The sequence below is a fragment of the Hydrogenovibrio halophilus DSM 15072 genome, from assembly GCF_000384235.1.
Classification (GTDB): Bacteria; Pseudomonadota; Gammaproteobacteria; order Thiomicrospirales; family Thiomicrospiraceae; genus Hydrogenovibrio; species Hydrogenovibrio halophilus.
In genome coordinates this window covers 1913588-1929237 of sequence record NZ_KB913033.1, presented here as the reverse complement: position 1 = coordinate 1929237, position 15650 = coordinate 1913588, and the positions used below count along the sequence as shown (strand labels likewise).

At 55.2% G+C, this 15650-nt stretch carries 14 protein-coding genes and 1 tRNA gene; 8 read left to right on the top strand and 7 right to left on the bottom strand.

Annotated elements, in window-relative coordinates:
- Positions 1-24: 24 nt before the first annotated feature.
- On the top strand, positions 25-468 hold the full coding sequence (locus A377_RS0109280; RefSeq protein ID WP_019896060.1) for an HIRAN domain-containing protein: 444 nt from the start codon (positions 25-27) through the stop codon (positions 466-468).
- A complete protein-coding gene (locus tag A377_RS0109275) occupies positions 465-1349 on the top strand; it encodes a 3'-5' exonuclease (protein ID WP_019896059.1) in 885 nt (294 codons plus the stop codon). Before A377_RS0109280 ends, A377_RS0109275 begins: the two co-directional genes overlap by 4 nt.
- 6 nt (positions 1350-1355) lie before the next feature.
- On the opposite strand, the gene vapC is transcribed toward A377_RS0109275, so the two are convergent.
- The 4 genes from vapC to A377_RS0109255 form a co-directional block, all read right to left on the bottom strand.
- Entirely contained in the window at positions 1356-1754 is a 399-nt protein-coding gene (gene vapC, locus A377_RS0109270) for a type II toxin-antitoxin system tRNA(fMet)-specific endonuclease VapC (RefSeq protein ID WP_019896058.1), read from the bottom strand.
- Positions 1754-1990, bottom strand: a complete 237-nt coding sequence (locus A377_RS0109265) for an AbrB/MazE/SpoVT family DNA-binding domain-containing protein (protein ID WP_019896057.1) — start codon at positions 1988-1990, stop codon at positions 1754-1756. Before A377_RS0109265 ends, vapC begins: the two co-directional genes overlap by 1 nt.
- 86 nt (positions 1991-2076) lie before the next feature.
- Positions 2077-3867 (bottom strand): gamma-glutamyltransferase, encoded by a 1791-nt coding sequence (gene ggt / locus A377_RS0109260; RefSeq protein WP_019896055.1) that lies wholly within the window; start codon positions 3865-3867, stop codon positions 2077-2079.
- Positions 3868-3977: 110 nt separating this feature from the next.
- Entirely contained in the window at positions 3978-4259 is a 282-nt protein-coding gene (locus A377_RS0109255; protein ID WP_028485437.1) for a peptidylprolyl isomerase, read from the bottom strand.
- Positions 4260-4408: 149 nt separating this feature from the next.
- Between A377_RS0109255 and A377_RS0109250 the strand changes: the two genes are divergently transcribed.
- Genes A377_RS0109250 through A377_RS0109235 form a run of 4 tightly spaced genes read left to right on the top strand, consistent with a single transcriptional unit; the run spans position 4409 to position 8625 of the window.
- Positions 4409-5482 (top strand): hydroxymethylglutaryl-CoA reductase, encoded by a 1074-nt coding sequence (locus A377_RS0109250; protein ID WP_019896053.1) that lies wholly within the window; start codon positions 4409-4411, stop codon positions 5480-5482.
- On the top strand, positions 5475-6521 hold the full coding sequence (gene fni, locus A377_RS0109245; protein WP_019896052.1) for a type 2 isopentenyl-diphosphate Delta-isomerase: 1047 nt from the start codon (positions 5475-5477) through the stop codon (positions 6519-6521). The genes A377_RS0109250 and fni overlap by 8 nt, the downstream gene beginning before the upstream one ends.
- The gene (locus tag A377_RS0109240) at positions 6518-7684 is read left to right on the top strand and encodes a hydroxymethylglutaryl-CoA synthase (RefSeq protein WP_019896051.1); all 1167 of its coding nucleotides are present in this window, start codon (positions 6518-6520) and stop codon (positions 7682-7684) included. Before fni ends, A377_RS0109240 begins: the two co-directional genes overlap by 4 nt.
- Positions 7681-8625: a DMT family transporter gene (locus A377_RS0109235; RefSeq protein WP_019896050.1), complete on the top strand. Its 945-nt coding sequence runs from the start codon at positions 7681-7683 to the stop codon at positions 8623-8625. Before A377_RS0109240 ends, A377_RS0109235 begins: the two co-directional genes overlap by 4 nt.
- Positions 8626-8714: 89 nt before the next feature.
- Here A377_RS0109235 and A377_RS0109230 read toward each other — a convergent pair.
- Positions 8715-8805: transfer RNA gene (locus A377_RS0109230), tRNA-Ser, on the bottom strand.
- 67 nt (positions 8806-8872) lie between these two features.
- Positions 8873-9712, bottom strand: coding sequence for an MYG1 family protein (locus A377_RS0109225; RefSeq protein ID WP_028485436.1), 840 nt, complete (start codon positions 9710-9712; stop codon positions 8873-8875).
- Positions 9713-9840: 128 nt separating this feature from the next.
- Here A377_RS0109225 and A377_RS0109220 point away from each other — a divergent pair, with 128 nt between their 5' ends.
- Together A377_RS0109220 and A377_RS0109215 are read left to right on the top strand one after the other, a co-directional pair.
- Positions 9841-12423: a methyl-accepting chemotaxis protein gene (locus A377_RS0109220; RefSeq protein WP_019896046.1), complete on the top strand. Its 2583-nt coding sequence runs from the start codon at positions 9841-9843 to the stop codon at positions 12421-12423.
- A 105-nt stretch (positions 12424-12528) separates the two neighbouring features.
- Positions 12529-12888, top strand: coding sequence for a hypothetical protein (locus tag A377_RS0109215; RefSeq protein ID WP_019896045.1), 360 nt, complete (start codon positions 12529-12531; stop codon positions 12886-12888).
- Between the two features lie 6 nt (positions 12889-12894).
- Here the strand turns inward: A377_RS0109215 and A377_RS0109210 are convergent, their stop codons facing one another.
- On the bottom strand, positions 12895-15609 hold the full coding sequence (locus A377_RS0109210) for a diguanylate cyclase (RefSeq protein ID WP_019896044.1): 2715 nt from the start codon (positions 15607-15609) through the stop codon (positions 12895-12897).
- Positions 15610-15650: the final 41 nt, after the last annotated feature.

Sequence of the window (15650 nt, the reverse complement as noted above, 5' to 3'; positions counted from 1 at the left end):
AATTGACCAGGCCTGGTGAAAACCATGATGCCGGGGACAGGATCCAATATCCGCTGCGAGACGCTTCGGGTCAAAGGCACCCGTTATTATCAGGCACAATTGGCCTGGGAAGCGGGATTGCTGGCGCCTTTCGCGCCTTTGGTACTGGTACGCGAACCCGACAACCGTTATGATCATCATGCGATCCAGATATGGCTGTTGCGCCCCAGAATGTTGCTGGGCTATGTGCCGCGAACGCTGGCACCGCGGATTGGCTGGCAGATGAAAAACGGTCACCTCCGTCAGACGCATCTCAGTCAGACGCCCGTTCGCGGCTTGACCCAACCGGGCCTGCGCTGGGAAATCTGTGCCCGTCAGACCTGGCTGACGCCCTGGGTCCGGCTGCGATGGCAAAGTTACCAGGCCTGGTTAACATTATTGCGTCGTTTTAAATTCACCCAAACACTCAAAACACGAGACACTTTATGACCCTTTCCTATTCTGAAATGGCCGAGCAACTGGCCCAATCACCGGACTTTCAGGTTCTGCACCGACTGGCTCCTGCCAGCGACTTTACCCCGGAGGTGCCGGGCGTTGGCTCACGTCACAAAGTCTGCATCATCGACACCGAAACCACCGGCCTGGACACCGAACAGTGCGAGTTGATCGAGCTGGGCTACCAGGTGGTCGAATTCGATTCCAACGGTCAGTTCTACCGGGTGCTTTGCGCCAAAAACTTTCTCAACGAACCGGAAGAACCGATTCCGCCGGAAGTGACTCAGGTGACGCACTTGACCGATGAGGACGTGCGCGGCCATAAAATTCCGTGGGATGAGGTCATTGCCGACATCGAGTCCGTGCAACTGTGCGTGGCACACAACGCCGGGTTCGACCGCCCGATTGTGGAACGCTACGCCGACGTTTTCAAACAGAAAGTCTGGGGCTGCTCGGTGCGTCAGATCAAGTGGCTGGAGCTGGCCGGCGTGGGTTCGCGCAGTCAGGAAATGCTGTGCTGGAAACTGGGCGGATTTTTCTATGACGCCCACCGGGCACTGGATGACGTTCAGGCCCTGACTCAGTTGCTGAGTCAATCGGTCGGCGAACCGCCCTACCCGGTGTTTCAGGCGCTGTTGACCGCGGTGCGCGAACAGAAAGTGCTGATCAAAGCCACTGGCGCGCCTTTCGACCTCAAGGACGCACTGAAACAACGCGGTTACCGCTGGCAACCGGCGCAACGCGTCTGGCAGAAAATGCTCAACGCCAGCGAAAGCGAACGCGAACTGACCTGGCTGAAAGAAAACGGCGTCCCCAGCCCGGACCTGAAAAAAATAAAAGCCACCGACACCTTCTCCAAACGGGCAGAGAGTTAAGGCGTTTCAGACCCAGTTTTCGAGTTTAAGGTCTTCGACGCGCTCAAATTCTTTGATGTTATTGCTGACCAGAATGAGGTCAAGGGCTCGGGCGTGGGCGGCAATCCACAGATCATTGTTGCCAATCGGCCGCCCTCTGGCTTCAAGATTGGCTCGAATGTCAGCATAATGTGCGGCCACTTCGTTTTCCATCGATAACACCGGCAAGTAAGCCACCAACTCATCCAGAATGCCCAGGGCTTTTTGGGATTGCTGGCTTTTCAAGGCACCGAATTCAAGCTCACCGTAGGTGATCAGCGAAATACCAGCCGCACCGATAGGCATTTTCTCAAAACGTTCCAGCACGGCCAGCGGTTTTCGTTTGATGATGTAAATGCAAATATTGGTGTCCAGCAGGTACTGCATCAGAACGTCTCTCTTTGCTGAGGCAAGTCGTCTTCATTTTCCGGGCGGCCCTCTGCCATAAAGTCTTCTGGCATCTCGGACAACAGCTGAAACACCGCCCCCAGATTTTGAGGTTTGGGCTTTAAAATCAGCTCATCACCGCGCTTGAAGATTTCAACCACGTCGCCATCAAACCGAAACTGTTTGGGAATTCTGACCGCCTGGCTGTTGCCGGATTGAAAAATCTTGGCTTCCATCTGGCTTTCCCCTTTCTATAATTGTAACAACCAAAGTGTATATACATTATAAACGCTTTCCGTCAGTCACACCAATACCGCAGCGTTCAATCTGCATGCATTTCCCAGACCTGGGCCACGCCCCGGCCTCGCTGGTCGGCGGCGGCGGACAGTTGGTTGTTGTGGCGTGAAATCAGTTGCACATCGCCCAGATAGCCGTGTTGTTTGAGTTGATAGCCCATCAGGGTTAAGTGGTCTTTGGTGGCTTCTGACAGAGTCGGATGGTATTTGATTTCGTTTTTGGGCCACAGCTGATGGTGCACCCGTGTGGTGTCCACAGCTTGTTGGGCGCTCAGACCGCGTTCGAACACATTGACCAGCACCTGAAACACGCTGGTGATAATGGACGAGCCGCCCGGCGTGCCCACCACGGCGGCCACGTTGGTTTGGCCGTTTGCATCGGTCTGTAACAGGATCGTCGGCGACATGGAAGAAAGCATGCGTTTCTCCGGGGCAATGGCATTGGCCTCACCGCCGATCACGCCGAACACATTGGGCACACCGGGTTTCTGGCTGAAGTCGTCCATTTCGTTGTTCATCAGAAATCCGGCCGCGTCAATCACCACGCCGCTGCCAAACGGCATATTGAGCGTGTAGGTATTGGACACGGCATTGCCTTCCCCATCGATGATGGAAAAATGGGTGGTATCGGTGGATTCGGCCAGACCGGGGCGGATGGTTTCCGTTTTGGAAATGGACTGAAAATCCATGCCCTGAGCGCGTTCTTGCAGATAGTCATGGCTGAGCAATCGTGCCACCGGAACTTCAACAAAATCCGGATCGCCCAGATATTCGGCCCGGTCGGCGTAAACCCGCTTGGCCAGTTCGGCATAAAAATGGGTGCGCAAAGCCATATCCGGCAGGTCACCCTTGTTTCGTGCTTTGTCAAAATCGGCCTGACGCAATTGCTTCATCTTCAGCAACTGGGCAATGGCGATCCCGCCGGAACTGGGCGGTGGCGCACTGACCAGTTCATAGTCCAGCCAGTCGGCACGAATCGGTTCCCGCCAGCGCACCTGATACTCGGCCAGATCCTGATGGGTGATCAAACCGCCGCCTGCCTGCATGGCTTTTACCATCTGATCAGCAATGACGCCTTGATAAAACGCGGCTTCGCCCTGTTCGGCCAGAGACGTCAGGGTGTTTGCCAGCGCCGGTTGCCGCCAGCGTTTGCCCGCTTGCAGCGGATCGGCAAAAGCCTTAAACCCGGCGGCCACGGACAATGGCTGACCGGCGGGAGACAGTTTTTCTTCCAGCCAGCCCTGATACCAGTCGGCGGTAGTGGCCAGCGATTCGGGCACCACAAAACCGTTGCGCGCCAGGTCAATCGCGGGTTGCAACAGGTCCTTCCAGGGCAGCCGCCCGAAACGCTGATGCGCCGCCCACAGGCCTTTGACCGTGCCGGGCACCCCTGAAGCCTTGTATCCGACCAGCGATTGGAACGGGATCACCGCTTTTTCCTCGTCCAGATACATGTCCTGGTCCGCGGCTTTGGGCGCTTTTTCCCGATAATCCAGAAACCAGCTTTGCGGCGATGCGTCGCCTGATTTATCTGCTTCATCTCGGGCGCTGGCAAAGAGCGTCATAAAACCGCCCCCGCCCAGATTGCCCGCTTCGGGATAGGTCACCGCCAGAGTAAAAGCCGCCGCCACCGCCGCATCCACTGCATGACCGCCCTGCGCCAAAATCTGTCTGGCCACTTGTGCACTGTGTCGGTCCGGCATGGACACGGCGGCCTGTTTGGTTTCGGCCTGCGATACCGATGCGGTCATCAGTCCCAAACACAACAACAGGATACGAAACAGAGCATAAAGCGAATGATTGGCGTGCTGAGTCATACGATGGCACCCTTCTTTTTTACCAGGCCTGGTTAAAAACCCATTAAAAAAGGCGAAATCAACGTCTGCTGATCCCGCCTTTGTCATGCTTTGCATCAAAACCAAAGCGCTTATTCGGTGCGGTCGGTCACTTCAAGCAGGTGAAAGCCGAACTGGGTTTTGATCGGTCCTTCCAGTGAACCGACGTCGGCACTGAAACACACTTTGTCAAACTCCGGCACCATCATGCCCGGACCAAATTGCCCCAGATCGCCACCCTGGCGACCGGATGGGCATTTTGAATGTTCGGCAGCGACTTCGGCAAAGGCTTTGCCCTGTTCGATTTCCTGCTTCAGTGCCTGTGCTTCCTCTTCTGAGTCTACCAAAATGTGTCGTGCGGTTGCCATGGCCATGGTTGTCATCCTTTCTGTTGTTAATCTTTTGCGCAAAAGACGGATCGTAACAGCCAGAACCTTTCCGGTCCGGTGATTTTCATCCGTTTTTGATCTTGTGCAAGGACTCCTTGTCCAATTGCGCTGTAAATCCCCTATAATACCGCATTATGGCAAACAATACAGACACAGCTTTTGCGCAGATTCCGATGCAATCGGTTGGCCCGCTGAAATTGATCGGCGATGTGGTCGCCGATGATCTGATGATTCCGATGGCCACTTACGAGACGCCTTTGTGGCCTTCGGTGGCGCGCGGTGCCCGGGTGGCGCATCACGCAGGCGGCATTCGGGTGACGGTGATTGACGAGCGCATGACCCGTTCCATTGTGCTGGAAGCGCCGAATGCGGCCGAGGCCCGGCAAGCGATGCATTCGCTGCAGGCCCGTCACGAAGACCTGCAATCGCTGGTGCGTGAAAGCAGTCAGTATGCGATCCTGATCGACACCCATTTTCAGATCATCGGCAAGCTGCTGTACATTCGTCTGGCGTTCACTACCGGCGATGCTTCGGGCCACAATATGGTCACCAATGCCGCCGACCGCTTGATTCCCTGGGTGCTGTCTGAGTATCCGGCGCTTTCTTACGTGTCGATTTCGGGCAATTTGTGTACCGATAAAAAGGTTTCGGCGGTCAACGGCCTGTTGGGGCGCGGCAAAAATGTGGTCTGTGAAACTACCATCTCGCGCAAATTGTGCCAGCGTTTTTTGAAAACCACGCCCGAAGCGCTGGTGGATCTGCACATCAAAAAAGACCTGATCGGCTCGATTGCGGCCGGCAGCCTGCGCAGCGCCAACGCGCACGTGGCCAATATGCTGCTGGGCTTTTATCTGGCCACCGGCCAGGATGCCGCCAATATCGTCGAAGGCTCTCAGGCCATCAACCACGCCGAAGTCACCGCCGAAGGCGACCTGTATTTTTCCACCACTCTGCCCAATCTGATTGTGGGCACCGTCGGCAATGGCAAGGGGCTGGATTTCGTGCAAACCAACCTCGAACAGCTGGGCTGTCTGGATGCCCGCCCTGCTGGTGACAATGCCCGTCGGCTGGCCTGCATCGCCGCTGCCTGCGCTTTTTGCGGCGAACTTTCCCTGCTGGCGGCCCAAACCAATCCCGGCGAACTCATGGCCGCGCACCTGAAACTCGAACGTCAGACCCACACCGACGCCACGGGCAAACATGACTGAGATCACTCAACGCAAACAGGACCACATTGACTGGCTGCTGAAAGACCAATTGATCGAACGCGATCAAAGCGGGTTTGACGCGATTCAGCTGACCCATCGTGCCCTGCCGGAGTGCGATTTCGACCGGATCGATACCCGCCAATCTTTTTTGGGACACACCCTGTCGTTTCCGTTTCTGATTTCGTCGATGACCGGCGGGGCCTCTGGCAATCTGTCAGAGATCAACCGGCGTTTGGCCCAGGCAGCCGAACAGACGCAAACGGCCATGGCGGTCGGATCGCAACGCGCACTGATCACCGACCCCGGTGCCGACACCAGTTTTCAATTACGCCGCTACGCGCCCAGCGTGCCCTTGCTGGCCAATATGGGTGCGATTCAACTCAATTACGGCTTTGGGGCCGATCAGGCCCTGCGCATGGTGGACACCCTGGAGGCCGATGCCCTGATCCTGCACCTGAATCCGCTGCAGGAGGTGATTCAACCCGAAGGCGATCGCAATTTTTCCAAACTGGCCGAACGCATCGGACAGCTCAATCAGGCGCTGGACGTGCCCGTGATTCTGAAAGAAGTTGGCTGCGGCCTGTCTGCGGCCGACATTCAACTGGGGCTGGATGCGGGCATTGACTGGTTTGATCTGGCCGGTCGCGGCGGAACCTCCTGGAGCCGGATCGAAGCCCAGCGCAGCGGCGAACGCACGCGAGCCGATCTGGGTGAAACCTTTCAGGACTGGGGACTGACCACGCCCCAGGCGCTTTTGGAAGCCAGAGCGTTTCAGGACCGGGCACACTTTATTGCCAGCGGCGGCATTCGCAATGGCATCGACATGGTCAAATCGGTTATAATGGGCGGTCATGTTTGCGGCACGGCGGCCCCGCTATTGCAACCGGCCATGACCTCCACCGAAGCCTGCGTGGCAGTGATTGAGCAGTTTCATCTGGCGTTTCGCACCGCCCAGTTTTTACTGGGGGCGTCCACTGTGTCCAATCTGTTTTTAAACGATGCGCTCTTGCATCAGAATCAAAGTTGTCGGACTGAATGACAGTTGGGATCGATTTAATACATTTTGCCACGGCCGATTACTATTTGGGACTGGACACGTTCGCCCGGGAAAAAGGCACTGAACTGGAAAAATACACCGTCGGCATCGGCCAGGAAAAAATGTCCATCGCCCCACCGGACGAAGACATTGTCACACTGGCGGCCAAGGCGGCCCGCCCGATTCTGGATCAGATCGACCCAAACAGCATCACCAATGTGCTTTTCGCCACCGAATCCGGCGTGGATCAGTCCAAATCCGCCGGGGCCTACCTGCACGGACTGCTGGGGCTTTCAAACCGCTGTCGCACCGTCGAGCTCAAACACGCCTGCTATGGCGGCACCGCCGCCCTGCAAATGGCCTGCGCATTGGTTACGGCCAACCCCAAAGAACGCATTCTGGTCATTGCCGCCGACATCGCCAAATACGATGTGGATTCGTCCGGGGAAGCAACGCAAGGCTGTGGTGCGGTGGCGATGCTGATCACGCCCGACCCGCGGATTCTGGCGATCGAACCCGGCTCCGGCTATTTTACCGAAGACGTGATGGATTTCTGGCGTCCCAATCACCGTGCCACGGCGCTGGTTGACGGCAAGTATTCGACCAAAGTGTACCTGAACAGCCTCAAGCAGGCCTGGCAACATTTTGTGTCCGAAACCGGTCGTTCTTTTGAACAGATCGACGCTTTCTGCTACCACATTCCGTTTTCACGCATGACCGAAAAAGCGCACAAAGCCCTGTGCAAAACCGTCGGCGCTCGCTTATCCAAAAACACCTTTCAAACGCAAACGCAGCCCGGCCAGATATACAACCGGGTGCTGGGCAACAGCTACAGCGCCTCACTGTTTATCGGTTTCTGTTCGTTTCTGGACAACGCACCCGACGACCTGAGCCACAAACGCTTTGGTCTGTTCAGCTACGGCTCGGGTTGCGTCGCCGAATTTCTGACCGGCATTGTGCAACCAGGCTATGAAAAGGTGCTGATGCGCGGAAGCCATCAAAAACAGATCCAGGCAAGAACCCCGCTCACCTACGAGCAATACCTGACTTTTTACTACCCGGCCACCCAGGACCCCGACAACGTCACATTCGACGTGAATAATCGCGGCCCCTATCGCCTATCAGGCATCCAGCACGCCATCCGTCGTTACCAGAACCGTTCATGAACAACCCGGCCACGTCACAATGGCGCGGCTTGATCTGGATGACCATTGCGGTCATGAGCATTCCAGCCTCCGATGCCATCGCCAAATTATTGGGACAAAACCTTTCAGTGGGCCAAATCGCAACATCACGATTTGTCATTCAGTGCCTGTTGCTGCTTCCATTATGGTTATGGTGGCGGCACCAAGGTGTCTGGCTGCAAGGACTTAAAAGGAGAGACTGGTGGCTGGGCAGTTTAATCGCCATCTCGATTCTGTTTTTGTTCTGGGGGCTGATGCATTTACCACTGGCGAATAACATTGCCATCTTCTTTGTTGAGCCTTTGATTTTAGTGCTATTTTCCAAGATTTTCCTTGGCGAAACGGTCACCACCAAACGCTGGGTCGCCGTCACCGTTGGACTGGTGGGTGCCCTCATTGTGATTCGTCCCAATATTGAAGCCTATGGCTGGGCCACGCTTCTGCCATTGATCTCTGCAACTGCGTATGCGGGTTATCTCACCCTAACCCGCGCATTCAGCAACGCGCCCGATCCCGAAAACTGGCCCGAAGCCGCAAATGGACTGCAAAAATCGGTGCGTTTACAGCTGATGATCAGTCTGACCGCCGCAGGTTTGATGTTGCTCTTTATGAGCGTGGGACAAAATGCATCCCTGACATTGACCGAAGTTAATTGGCCCACTCTGACTCAATGGGGATTATTGGGCCTGCTGGGTCTACTGGCGGCGTTTGCTCATGTACTGATTGCACTGGCCTTCACACACGCCAACGCCAGCGTGCTGGCACCTTTGCAATACCTGGAAATTCTGGGCGCGGTCTTTTTTGGCTGGTGGCTGTTTCAGGAATGGCCCGACCTGCTCACTTTTGTGGGTGCCGCCGTGATCATCGGTTCCGGTCTTTATATTGCACTGGAAAAACCCCACCGCGATGTGATTGAAGACTGAGTCGGATACTAAGCAGACATAAAAAAAGCCCCGGAAGCGCAGCTCCCGGGGCTTTCGCGAACATCAGCGACCGCTGACGTTGATGTGTATGGCAGAGGGGAAGGGATTCGAACCCTCGATAGGTTATTCACCTATACTCGCTTTCCAGGCGAGCTCCTTCAACCGCTCAGACACCCCTCTTTGATGCGGCGCATTATAGCCCCTTTGGCCGACAAAACCAAGCCGACCGACGCGGAAAACGTAAAATTTACGTTTTGGCCATGGCCATGGCGCTGTCGAATTCGCCCATGACGCACATAAACCCGGTTTTGTGGCAAAAGATCGCGTCCTCAAATCCGGTCGCGTCGATCAAGTCCTGGCCCCGCAGCCCACGAAAACGTTCCGGCAGGTGATTGTGCGCCTGGTTGCAATAAACGCCATAGCCTTCTTCGCCTTTGGGATACACCACACGGCGGACCTGGGGGTAATGGCGGATAAAATCCTTATAGGGCAAGGCTTCGTCCAGTACCATCACCCCATCTTCGAGCTTTTCAAGTGCTGCCTGAAGCGATGGCAGTGCGCTGGCTTCCTTGACGGCGGCGTTAATAAAGTTGGTCAGAATTTCACCGGCCAGAGTGACGGCTTTCTCAAACGCTTCGGCCTGTTGGGCTTCGTCATCACTGGAACTGGCGTTCATCATGCCAATGATCATGGAAACCGAAGGCCTGGGGCTGTCGGCATAGAGGCCATTGTCGACCGCGTCGATGTCGTTGATCAGTTTGTTGTCGACCCATTGCCGGGCATAGCGCCTTTGCTCTTCGGTTTCGAGAGAGGTTTTTTCCAGAATGGGCAAACCAAAATGGGACCAGATCAAACCGGCGGTGGCATAAGGCGTGCCATCCTCACGCGCCAGGGTAAAACTGTTCTGGTGATGGTCGAAACGCCCGCGTTCCGGATCGTACTCGGCCCCGACATCCAGCACCAGATCGGCTTGCCCGATCACGTCTGGGTCACGGGTGCGCACCACGGGCTTGCTTTCGAGTCGCTGAAGCATGGCCAGCGCAAACACCTCATCGGCATGAAACCGACCGGAATGGGTCACAATCATAAACATCCTTTGTTTAATTAAGCCTTTTTCGCCATTCTGTCACAAGGCTGTCATCAAAGCCTCATCCAGACGTCAAACGCCTTTTGCATAATTAGTCGGCATTTTAGCAGTCTTTTCGGGGTTTGTTTATGATTGATCGCCTGTCCATCCGCCAGCGCCTCTGGGCCAATCTTGGCTTGTTTATTCTGATGTTTGTGGGCACTTTCGGCCTCAGCTATCTGATGACACAGACCACCCAGCAGCAGAGCAGCCAATTGGCGCACAAAGAGCAAACCCAGACGGCTGACATCACCCGGTTTCAGGAAGGGTTTATGAACACCATTCAGGCGATGAACCATTACCTGCTTTCTCTTTCCAATGAACAGAACAAGGTTTTCAACGAGCGTGTGGACCGGCAAATCGACGCCCTTTCAAATCGGCTGCAGGCGTTGGGGGCGGAAATTGAAACCAATTCCAGCGGCTTTATCGAGTTCACTCATCTGCCTGAAGACAACCGGGCCATGCTTGAACAGCTGTACCCACTGAATGCGGTTTTGATCAACTTGAAAAAAGCCACCAATTCTTACGTGTTTTTGAAGAAAAGCATTCACGATACCATTGAGTTCGGACTGGAAAGAAGCGCCGCAGAACTGAAACAGGCTCTGACAGACTTTCGGCAACAGGGGCAAGTCGATGCCCAGACACTGGCACAGCTTGAACAGATCGAAAACCGGATGAACCGCTCTCAACTGATGGCCGCCAAAATGATTGCCACCCAGGACATGGCGCTGTGGCAGCAATTCGAAAACATGGGGCTGGGAACCGATTTGCAACCGCTGCTGGATCAACTGCAAGCAGCCCAGCCTGCCGAGACCGAGACCGAAACCCAATATGGCGGACTTTTTGGTGACGTCTCAGAAGACGAAGAGAACGCCACCCCGATAACCAGACTGATCGAAAGTCGTAACCAGTATGTGGACGCCTTTGCCGACCTCAAGGATTTCATGAAAACCACCCAAGACAACAACCAGTCTCTGGCCGCATTGACGCAGGAAGGGAATGGCATACTGACCCAGATCATTCACGACCTACAAGACCAGCGCATTGCCCAGCTTGAGCAGTTCAGCCAACAGGCACAAGACAATGCACAGACACTGACCTGGGCCAGTCTGACCGGCTCCCTGATTCTGATTGCATTGACCTTCTGGATCATCCGCTCCATCGTCGGCCCCCTGCAAACCATGCGCCGTCAAGTGGCCGATGTGGCCAGGCATGGCAACTTTGGCCGCTGGAAAGTGTTGAAAGGCAGGAACGAATTGGTTGAAATGAGCCAAAGCGTCAAATCCCTGTTTGACGAACTTCAACAGGCACTGAATGAAATCCGAAAAGTCAGCGATGCTCAGGCCAATGGCCAGTTGGGCACCACCATTGACGGACAATACCGCGGAGACCTCAACGCTCTGACCCAGAGTTTCAACCAGAGCGCCAGACAGATCTCGCACACTTTCAATGACATTGAAACCCTCGCCCTGGCCCTGAAGCGCGGGCAATTTTCCAACAACACGCCTGCCCAAACCTATCAGGGACAATATCAGGATGTGGTCGACGGATTGACCCAGGCCATGCAGGGACAGGCCAATGCCATCAATGCGGTGCGTAACGTGACCCATGCCATGCGTGAGGGCGATTTTTCCCAACGCATCACCGCCACCATGCCGGGGGATCTGGCCAATCTTCAACGCTACCTGAACGAATCACTCGACAACCTTGAAACCGCAATCAATGCCAAAACCCAGGCACTTCTGGCATTCAGCCAGGGCAATTTTTCCCACAACATCGAAGGCCAGTTCAAGGGCAAATTACTGGAACTCAAGGAACACATCAGCACAATGGCCATGAATGTCAGCACCATGCTCGGGGATGTGCGCGAAGCCTCTAGCCATGCCGTTCACGGGGTCAAGGAAATCAGTTCCGGCAATCAGGACTTGAATCAGCGCGTGCAATCCCAGGCCGCATTGATTGAAAAAACCGCTTCGCAAATGGGTCTGATCACCCAGCACATTGACACTTCCCTGCAGCATTCCCAGCGTGTCAATTCGGCCACCCAGACAGTCAAAGCCGATGCCCAATCCGGTATGCAGACGGTGTCACAAATGGTGGACGCAATGGAGCGGATACAGCAGGCCAGCCAGGAAGTTGCCGGCATGACCGAAATGATTGACAGCATTGCTTTTCAGACCAATCTGTTGGCGCTCAATGCGGCGGTGGAAGCCGCCAGAGCCGGAGAGGAAGGCCGAGGATTTGCCGTGGTCGCCGGCGAAGTCCGCTCACTGGCGCAAAGATCGGCCGACGCGGCGCAAAGCATCAAGTCGGTCACCGAAAGCAATCTGCAAAGCATTGAACAAGGCATGGCCTTGTCGCAGACCACCCTCAAGGCCTTTGAACACAACACCCATCACATTGAACAGATTGCGGACATGGCCAATCAAATGACCGATTCGCTGAGCGCGCAAACCCACGGGATCAGCGAAGTCAGCGAGGCGCTGGACGACATTGATGAGTCCACTCAGAAAAACGCGGCGCTGGTAGAAGAAGTCGCCACCACCTCTGACACCATCATTGAACAGGTGTTGGCACTGGAAACCAAAGTCCAGGATTTTCAGTTGCCGCAGGCGCTCAACGATGCCAGCTATCGCCAGACACCCCTGAAGGCCTTGCCCGCTTCGAACTGATTTCCTTGCAATCTGCCCGCTATCTTGGCCATAATTTTGCTAAGGTAGTGCCTCAACGAAACAGTCCGGGCATAGGCTCATTGGTAACGCATTCGCGGCAGGTTCATGGAAAATCAAAAGTTCGATTATTACATTTTAAATCTGGAAGGCGCAGAGCTGCAGGAAGAGCTGGCCAAGCTGGATTCCGATAATGTGATGCGACTGGCCGTGCGCATGGCCGACAGCAGCCCGGTGGAAGCGCACAAAATTCAGGTCAATTTGCCGCCCAAAGCGCAAAGACAGTTCAAAAAAGTGATCAAAACCATCAATCACAGCCGGGCTCAACGCCGGAGCAAAGAGCCATCAAAACAACAACTGGCGCGTTTGTATTTTGAATCCTCCGGCAGCGGAAGTCTCAAGCGGATTCTTATTCTGACTGTGATTGCCTATGCCTTGCTCGCACTGGCATTGGGTCAACTGGTTTGACCGGTTTCACACGACCGTCACCCGGTTTCGACCCTGTTCCTTGGATTGATACAAAGCCTTGTCAGCTCGCTCCATGGCCTGATGAATCGATTCACCGGGCTGGATGCAGGTACCGCCAATGCTGACGGTCAGGTTCAACCGTTTGGAACCGAAAGCGCTTGAAGAGACTCTCTGACGAATCCCCTGCAACACTTTTTCCTGCGCCTGCGCCTGTTTAAGCCCTGTGAGCAGTAAAAACTCCTCTCCGCCCCAACGAACCAGCCAATCCTCCTGTCTCACCTGACCGGCAATGGTGTCAGCCAGGCCCTTGAGCACCTCATCGCCGATCAGGTGTCCATGGGCATCGTTGATGTCTTTAAACCAGTCGATGTCGATGATGCTCACGCCTGCGACCTGTCCGGACTGCTGGATCTCATTCAGGCGCTCAGCCACCTTCTCGTCAAAAAAAGTACGGTTTCGGGTCCCCGTCAACTGGTCGGTCATGGCCAGGTGATGCAGGTTCTGCTGCTCCTGCATGGTGGCCGAGATGTCGGTGAAATTCACAATGTATCGATCAGGACCGAAATCGGCAATGCCCACATTAAACATATGCGGTTCAAAGGTTTTCGACAGCATGCACACGACCCGCTGAGGCTCGGGCAGTGCCAGAAGCTGCGACAACCACAGGACGGGCTCTCCTGAAGCATTTTGCGGGTAAAAACAGCGTTCGTCCTCGACAAACAGTTCACTGAGACAACCAATGCGCTGTTGGAAGTTTTCCAGGCTTTTCAGACCAAAAAACGACAGAAAAGACTGATTCAGATAGGCCGGTTTGTTTCCTTCCATGACCACCACCAGATTGTCCTGCGTGTCCAGAATCGATTGGGTCAGGGCCGAGGACATCTCAGAACGGTTTTCCATGAACTGAGTCAGGTCATACTGCGAGGAAATCAGGTATTGCAATCGGCCCTGATGATCATAATGCGGTGATATGGACACCATGACCCAGACGGTGCGCCCGGATTTGGTGAAATTTTTGACCATGATTGGGAAAGGCTGGCGTTGATTGATCGACTGATGAAAGCGTTGCGCCGTCTCGGGATCGATCTGCCCCTGATTCAAAAAGCGCGGGTTGCGCCCTTTCGCCTCTTCCGGTTGGTATTCAAACAACTGGGTAAACGCTTTGTTGACGAACACAATCGGGTTGTCGGCCTGGTTGGGATCTGTGACAATCATGCAGGTGCTGGTGTCATTCAGCAGAGAAAACGCCGAGGCTTGGTCGCCCGGCACAAACCACTGATTCAAGCGATGACGCAGTTCGACACTCACCACGTCCAGTTGCGCCCTGCTCCATGGACGGGAATGGCCTTGTTGCAAATCCTGCCAGGCTTCAAACGATTCTCGGGGAGAAATGCGCCCTGCGGTGGCATCTTTGGCTGGCTTGCCTGCCCAAACCAGGGTGCGCGCCTCTTCACGCCGCAGCAACCACAGTTGTTGCCTGCCATCCTGATCCAGACGCACGCCAAGCGCCCCGGAAACGCTCTCTCGCCAGGCTTCCCAATCCAATGAAAAGGTGCCCAGATGCCGGGTCGAAAAAATACGGTCTTCCTGCAAAAACTGGCTCAGTTTTTCCAACACCCCGTCCGGCAAAGGCCAGGCCTCGTAATGGTTCTGACCATCCATCACCACCACATTGTCGCAATCAAACAGGTTCGCCAGATAACGGAACAGCTGAGTGTGGCTGGCCGATTTGTCTGTCTGAACCAGCCATTGACGGGCATTGTTCAAAAGGCGTTCCAGGCCAAACATCAGTTGGTCCTTGTCCCGGTAGTAATCAATTGATGCCAAATGCGCGTATTCCCGGCTGACCAGAAGGCTCAGCTGGTTGAGACAGCGAAGGTTCCCCAGGGAAACCGTTTTGGGGGTTTGATGATGGCAGGCGATCAACCCCCAAAGTCGCCCATCGACCACAATCGATACCGACATCGAAGCCTGCACGCCCATGTTTTTCAGGTACTCAATGTGAACCGGCGACACGGCCCGCAACGCCGAACCGGACATGTCCACATCCTGCTGCCCCGCCAGGGGAACCGGAGTGTCATTGGTGTCATGAATAAAGCGCGCGGTGTTGGTGACATACAGCGCCCGTGCCTGTCTGGGAATGTCGGAGGCCGGAAAGTGATGGGCCCGATACGAATAGAGGCTTTCCTTCTTCGCCTCGCCAATGACCTCGCCATGACCGTTCTCGCCGAAGCGATAGAGCATGACCCGGTCATAACCGGTCAGTTTTTCCACAAAAGCACAAAGGCGATCGTGCAGGTCGGCCTCTCCCCAATCGGCCTGATCAAACAGGTCGCAGACGGACTGCATCAGGGACAGGTCATCACACCAGAGATCGGCCTGTGGGGAAACCTCGACCACAAGCTGTTCGCCCTGACGGTGCAGTCTCAGGTCATAATCGCCTGTGTGATCGGTCACCTGCTCATAATGCGCCAGAACCGTCTTTTCCGGTGACGCCTTCAAAGTGGCTGCATAACGCTCAACCGAGGGCATCAATGCCGGCCAGACTTCGGCCAGAGACTGACCCGACTGGGCCTGTAGGCCGTCGCCCGCCCAGGCCATGACCGTGAAGGTGGCCGGGTCGATCATCAGCCACCAGCCGCACGGTTGAATCCCATTTGGGCGGTGAATCGGCTCTTTATCGCATTCGGTCAGGGTCGGGGCATCGGTCAATTGGGACAAAACATTCTCCTGAATGTTGAAATGGCCATTCTGCGCGCTGA

What these genes read in the sequence shown, in the direction of transcription:
- A377_RS0109280 (WP_019896060.1), top strand. Translation starts at nt 25, where the DNA reads ATGATGCCGGGGACAGGATCCAATATCCGCTGCGAGACGCTTCGGGTC.
- A377_RS0109275 (WP_019896059.1), top strand. Translation starts at nt 465, where the DNA reads ATGACCCTTTCCTATTCTGAAATGGCCGAGCAACTGGCCCAATCACCG.
- A377_RS0109255 (WP_028485437.1), bottom strand. Translation starts at nt 4,259, where the DNA reads ATGGCCATGGCAACCGCACGACACATTTTGGTAGACTCAGAAGAGGAA.
- A377_RS0109235 (WP_019896050.1), top strand. Translation starts at nt 7,681, where the DNA reads ATGAACAACCCGGCCACGTCACAATGGCGCGGCTTGATCTGGATGACC.
- A377_RS0109240 (WP_019896051.1), top strand. Translation starts at nt 6,518, where the DNA reads ATGACAGTTGGGATCGATTTAATACATTTTGCCACGGCCGATTACTAT.
- vapC (WP_019896058.1), bottom strand. Translation starts at nt 1,754, where the DNA reads ATGCAGTACCTGCTGGACACCAATATTTGCATTTACATCATCAAACGA.
- A377_RS0109220 (WP_019896046.1), top strand. Translation starts at nt 9,841, where the DNA reads ATGATTGATCGCCTGTCCATCCGCCAGCGCCTCTGGGCCAATCTTGGC.
- fni (WP_019896052.1), top strand. Translation starts at nt 5,475, where the DNA reads ATGACTGAGATCACTCAACGCAAACAGGACCACATTGACTGGCTGCTG.
- A377_RS0109215 (WP_019896045.1), top strand. Translation starts at nt 12,529, where the DNA reads ATGGAAAATCAAAAGTTCGATTATTACATTTTAAATCTGGAAGGCGCA.
- A377_RS0109265 (WP_019896057.1), bottom strand. Translation starts at nt 1,990, where the DNA reads ATGGAAGCCAAGATTTTTCAATCCGGCAACAGCCAGGCGGTCAGAATT.
- A377_RS0109225 (WP_028485436.1), bottom strand. Translation starts at nt 9,712, where the DNA reads ATGATTGTGACCCATTCCGGTCGGTTTCATGCCGATGAGGTGTTTGCG.
- ggt (WP_019896055.1), bottom strand. Translation starts at nt 3,867, where the DNA reads ATGACTCAGCACGCCAATCATTCGCTTTATGCTCTGTTTCGTATCCTG.
- A377_RS0109250 (WP_019896053.1), top strand. Translation starts at nt 4,409, where the DNA reads ATGGCAAACAATACAGACACAGCTTTTGCGCAGATTCCGATGCAATCG.